Source organism: Paraburkholderia sp. BR10923 (assembly GCF_040948765.1).
GTDB lineage: Bacteria > Pseudomonadota > Gammaproteobacteria > Burkholderiales > Burkholderiaceae > Paraburkholderia > Paraburkholderia youngii.
The window spans coordinates 1-5,412 of the sequence record NZ_JBFPKO010000084.1 but is presented as its reverse complement, the minus strand read 5'-3'; the positions used below and the strand labels follow the sequence as shown (position 1 = coordinate 5,412).

5 protein-coding genes and 1 pseudogene are annotated in these 5,412 nt (G+C 57.1%); all 6 read left to right on the top strand.

Annotated elements, in window-relative coordinates:
* Positions 1–170: 170 nt before the first annotated feature.
* Positions 171–776 (top strand): annotated as a pseudogene (locus AB3X94_RS41145) (transposase); the annotation flags it as partial.
* Positions 777–919: 143 nt separating this feature from the next.
* Entirely contained in the window at positions 920–1,261 is a 342-nt protein-coding gene (locus AB3X94_RS41140; protein ID WP_368594334.1) for a hypothetical protein, read from the top strand.
* Between the two features lie 102 nt (positions 1,262–1,363).
* Positions 1,364–2,173, top strand: coding sequence for an IS5 family transposase (locus AB3X94_RS41135; RefSeq protein WP_368594335.1), 810 nt, complete (start codon positions 1,364–1,366; stop codon positions 2,171–2,173).
* 620 nt (positions 2,174–2,793) lie between these two features.
* Positions 2,794–3,888 (top strand): IS630 family transposase, encoded by a 1,095-nt coding sequence (locus tag AB3X94_RS41130; protein ID WP_368614421.1) that lies wholly within the window; start codon positions 2,794–2,796, stop codon positions 3,886–3,888.
* Positions 3,885–4,127, top strand: a complete 243-nt coding sequence (locus AB3X94_RS41125) for a DUF6429 family protein (protein ID WP_368594337.1) — start codon at positions 3,885–3,887, stop codon at positions 4,125–4,127. The genes AB3X94_RS41130 and AB3X94_RS41125 overlap by 4 nt, the downstream gene beginning before the upstream one ends.
* 96 nt (positions 4,128–4,223) lie before the next feature.
* Positions 4,224–5,141, top strand: coding sequence for a tyrosine-type recombinase/integrase (locus AB3X94_RS41120; protein ID WP_368594338.1), 918 nt, complete (start codon positions 4,224–4,226; stop codon positions 5,139–5,141).
* The last annotated feature ends 271 nt before the right edge of the window (positions 5,142–5,412 follow it).

Below are 5,412 nucleotides of genomic sequence, written 5' to 3'. Positions count from 1 at the left end.
CAGGAAGGCGAAGGCGTAATCATCGCCAACCTGCTGAACCGGTGGAACGCCTTCGGCAAACCGGTTTGCGTCAAAAATGCATAGTCGCGTCCATGGCACGGGAACTCGTACCCATCCGGACAAAGCCCATCAGCTCACGCGGTAACGCAAGAGCAGAACCAAACGCCGAGATCAGGCGTTTGCCGAACGACAGCACGATTTTCTATTTCGGTCGTTCCTCGAAGCACATGGAATGGCTGCGCAAATGCTCGCACCCGTCAATGAGATTCTGGTGGAGACACGGTTGATGCTCGAGAGTGGTCGGTGGTCGATGCCACGCTGATTCCAGCGCCGAGCTCGACGAAAAACAACGAGGGGATGCGGGATTCGGAAATGCGCAGACGCAGAAAGGCGGTGAATGGCACTCGGGATGAAAGCACACATCGGCGTGGACGCGACGTCCGGTCACGTACACACCGTTATAGCCGCGGCAGCCAACGTTCACGATATCACCGAGGCCACGGCGTTGTTGCATGGCCATGAAATGGTCATGTATGCTTGCCTAGCCTCATCGCGACATTGCCAGCGTATCGCGTCAGTCTAGCAACGCTTTTCCATGCACTGACATCTGGCGTCGGCTCCCTGCCAAGGTCGAACACCCATTCTACGTCCTCAAGCGGCAGTTTGCCTAAACGAAGACCAGATACCGCTGTTTAATGAAGAACACTGCCCAGATCACGACGTTCTTTGCGCTGGGCAACCTGTGGATGGTGTGCGGAGCTTTGCGGCAAGCTTGAAACATATGGAGCCAAGGCTGCGGGCCTCGACAAGCGGTGCCCCGAGCATAGTACAAGTGCAGATGTAGTGCGGAAAACTGTCGGGTCTGCAATTGGAAGAAGCGCCATACCGTCGGTCTTGAGTCAGAAGTTCGGAGAAGCACATGAGGATTACTTTCGAAGATGCATTTGCGAAGGCGCAGCAAACAAAACTGAATCGTCGCCTGCTCGTAGCGCTGATCGATCATACCGAGACCCGTTGGTGGGGTGCCCATGTCGATAAATGGAGGCCGAACGAAGCGTTGTTTTCCTCTGGCGCGTCCCTGAGGCGTTACAGAGGACTCGTGAGCCGGTTTAAGAGAGGTAAAACGGCCAAGGCACATATGTTAATGTTTCACAATGATGGCACGTTCGGTACCGCCATCTTTGGCGTCGAGTCAGCAGAGGAAGCGCAAGAACTTCTACATGACACATTGATTGAAATCCGCCTCAGAACTTGCAATTGACACGCAGCGGCACCGATGCTGGACATGCTGCGAATACGGCAGCCGACGGGCGGTAGCTAGAGCGTGTTAGGAACTTCGATTGAGACCTGGTATCCTGGCGGGATGAAAACAACCGACCGCAAAGGGTATCCGACTGATGTGTCGGATGAGGAATGGAGTTTCGCGGCGCCGTATCTGACGCTGATGGACGTTGACGCGCCCCAGCGCAAATACGAACTGCGCGAGATGTTTGATGCATTGCGCTGGATGGCTCGTGCCGGCGCGCCGTGGAGGATGCTGCCCAATGATTTCCCGCCGTGGGAGTTGGTGTATCAGCAGACTCAACGCTGGTTGCAGGCTGGCTGCTTTGAGAGCATGGTGAGTGACCTGCGCTCGGTGATAGGCGTGGCACAGGGCCGTCGGGGACAGCCCAGCGCGGTCATCCTCGATGGCCGCACGATACAGTCGACCTGCGAGAGCGGCCCGCGTGCGGGTTATGACGGTTATAAGCGCAAGCGCGGTAGTAAGGTACAGATTGCAGTAGACACGTTGGGACAGTTGCTGGCGGTGCACGTGACCCCAGCCAATGAACAGGAGCGCGCACAGGTAGCGGAGCTTGCGCGGCAGGTCCAGCAGGTAACGGGACGAACGGTCAAGGTGGCATTTGCCGATCAGGGATACACGGGCAAAGAGCCAGCGCAGGCTGCGTTCGACGAGGGCATTGACCTTCAGGTGATCAAACTCGAAGAAACGAAAAAGGGTTTCGTTCTGCTCCCCCGCCGGTGGGTGGTCGCGCGCAGCTTTGGCTGGCTCAACCGTTTCCGGCGTCTCGCACGTGACTATGAACGGCTCCCCGAAACTCTCGCTGGGCTTCATTTCGTCTTCGCAATGCTCATGCTTGTCCACGCCGTGTCAGTACTTCAAAGTTCCTAACACGCTCTAGATGCCAATTTCTGATTGACGGCCGCGGCGAAGTTGTCTGCGTTCGGGGCGGACTTGTCCGAGCAGCCAGTGGTGGTTGCGACAACGGCCAGAGCAAGAAGGCGAAACAGCGGGCGCGTTTGCATGATCGATCTCAAACTTCATATTTTTGCACGTGCGGATATTACCCTAAGCCAGCACTTCAACCACGGGAACCGCCCCCGCCACGGGCAAAAGATTCGCATTATGCGAGTCTTTTGCCCGCGTGACTCGCGGCTCGAGCGGACAGAAATGCACCGGTGCAACGACTCGACTTGCACCGGTGCAACATTTCAATTTCTGGTCATTTCGTTGGCGCGTACCCGCGCACCGAAACGCGGCATGCAGCGAACTGCTCTGAACCTGTCGCCCAGTAGAAGCCGCAATCACGCATAGAAACAACCGTCTTTCGGCTACAAACGCTCGCATTAACGATATAGAGTTGATTCTCGTGCGGCGTCAAAAACCGAAAATGCGAGGTACGGCGTTGCGAGACCGCCCCTGCCCTCTAGTGTCTTGAGTTACAAATTCATTGAATGATGCCGATCACGTACTAAAGTGTTCTGTGTGGCACTTGATGCGAGGGGGCAAGGATGAGCGGACGACCCAAAGGGGAACTGGTGCTGAGCGAATCGGAGCGCGAAGAACTTCAAGCGCTGACAATGCGACGCAAGACCGCACAAGCCCTCGCATTGCGGGCGCGCATCGTGTTGGCCTGTGCCGATGGCTTGGACAACAAGAGCGTTGCGGCGAAACAGAGGGTCACTCAGCAAACGGTCTCGAAGTGGCGGGCGCGGTTCGTAATGCATCGTCTGGACGGACTGCTTGATGCGCCTCGGCCCGGCGCGCCGAGGACGATTGATGACGCTCGCGTCGATGCGGTCATCGCAAAGACGCTTGAGTCCGTACCTGTCGGCGCGACTCACTGGAGCACGCGCACGATGGCTCGTGAGATGAAATTGTCGCAAACGGCGGTCACACGGATCTGGCGTGCTTTTGGTCTGCAGCCGCATCGGCAGGAAACGTTCAAACTCTCCAGTGATCCGATGTTCGTCGACAAGGTGCGAGATATCGTCGGGCTTTACCTGGATCCGCCGCTTAAGGCCATGGTGTTGTGCGTGGACGAGAAGAGCCAGATTCAGGCGCTCGATCGCACGCAACCCATGCTGCCGTTGGCACCCGGCATCCCGCAGCGACGCACGCACGATTACATGCGCCACGGCACGACTACGCTGTTCGCGGCGCTGGACATCGCTACTGGCGAGGTGATCGGCGAGGTACATCGGCGCAATCGCAGCAGCGAATTCGTGCGCTTTCTGCGCACCGTCGAAGCCAGCTTGCCATCGCACCTGGATGTGCATCTGGTGATGGACAACTATGGCACGCACAAAACGCCCTCGATCAAAGCCTGGTTCGCTCGACATCCTCGCTTCCATGTTCACTTCACACCCACCTCGGCGTCGTGGCTTAATCAGGTCGAACGTTGGTTCGCCTCGCTCACTGAAAAATACCTTCGACGCGGTACGCATCGCTCGACACGTCAACTCGAAGACGCGATCCGTCAATACCTGGATATCTACAACGCCAATCCACAACCGTTTTCCTGGAGCAAGTCGGCTGATGAAATTCTGGCCAGTCTCGAACGGTTTTGTATGCGGGTCCGGACGGCCGCGGGCGAAGCATCATGAACATCAACACCGACGCAATTGATGAAGTCGCCCTGGCACTTCTCTACCTGACCCTGCATGACCGATACCGCGCATGGAAGGGTTTCGACTGGGATGTGCTGAACCGACTCTACAAACGGGGTTTGATCCAAGACCCGGTCAACAAGACGAAGTCCGTGATCTTTACCGAAGAAGGACTGCGCGAGTCCGAGCGGCTCTTTAATCAACATTTCGTCATTCCTGAAAGACCGGAAAATTGATTCAACGAACTTCTAACTCACGACACTAGAGACTTTTTGACGAATCGAAGATTCGTCCGGTCGGTGTCGGACGCAAATTCAGTATATAAGGTCAAAATGGACACGAACTTTCTCTGGTTGTCGGAACCTTCGGAGACCTATCGACTCTGTCAGGAGACCGACGCAGTCGGGGCCGACCGCAAACCGTTCTCTGCCCGCTCGCGGGTGCAACACGCCGCGATGTTTGACCGCTTTCTTCGGCACATCAAGGAGCAAAGTGCGTCGATTGCCACCTTCGACGCCGCGCACATTGAGTCATTTTTCAACGAGATGGATAGGCGTATCGCGCCCGGCACATCGACGCGGCTGCGGTACGCCAAGATGCTCAATCACTTGTGCCGTCACCTCGTTGGGATCGGGTTGCGGTCCAGTAATCCCGTTGCCGAATTGATCGCTTACGACCGTTGGCCCGAGAACGAGCCGCGACCAGTCTTCCTTGATCCGGCCGCTGACCTACGACTCCAGGCGTGGACCACACCGTCAGCGTCGGATGATCCGAGAATGCAGCGAAACCGCGCGATCGTTGCACTGTTGGTGGGGACTGGTATATCGGCGGGCGAGCTGCGTCAAACTCAGCTGCGCCATCTAGTCATCGATGACGTGAGGCCAAACGTCTACGTTCCAAAGCGTGGCCCCCGACAGGAACGGCGCGTGACGATACCCGCCTTTGCGTTGGCAGCTCTTCAGCGATGGACGGACTCTCATAGGTCTGACGGCGACGCTCTGCTATTCCCCGCACCCGGCGGTGATAACGCGATCAACGATGTACTTCTCGGTGTGATCGTGAACGACGCGCTTGAAAAGATCGGATTTGCGGCGCTCGACATGAGCCCTCGCATTCTGCGAAACGCTTTCGCACGTAGACGGCTGCTGGCTAGTCGGAGCAACGAGGACACAAGCGGGATGCTTGGGCTCATGAGCCACCGAACTGTCACGCGCCTGCGTGCCACGATTAGTGAGCCGGGTGCGGCTTGACTTTGCATACAGCTCCGTAGGGTGGATTACGCCGGTTTATCAGACCGGCGTAACCCTTCGAACGGAGTCCGCATGCCATATCAAACGCAATTTGCTGACATCGCGTATCCAGATGAATCCGGACAGCCATGCGCGCTGATGTTTCGTAAGCGGTCAATTAACGACGCCCATCAGAGTTGTTGAACAGGGCAATAGACTTACCGCAGTTCGGCGGGCATGCACCAGGGAAGAAGCGCGGCGTAGTCGTCGACGGTCTGCGCGAGCGGTAGGC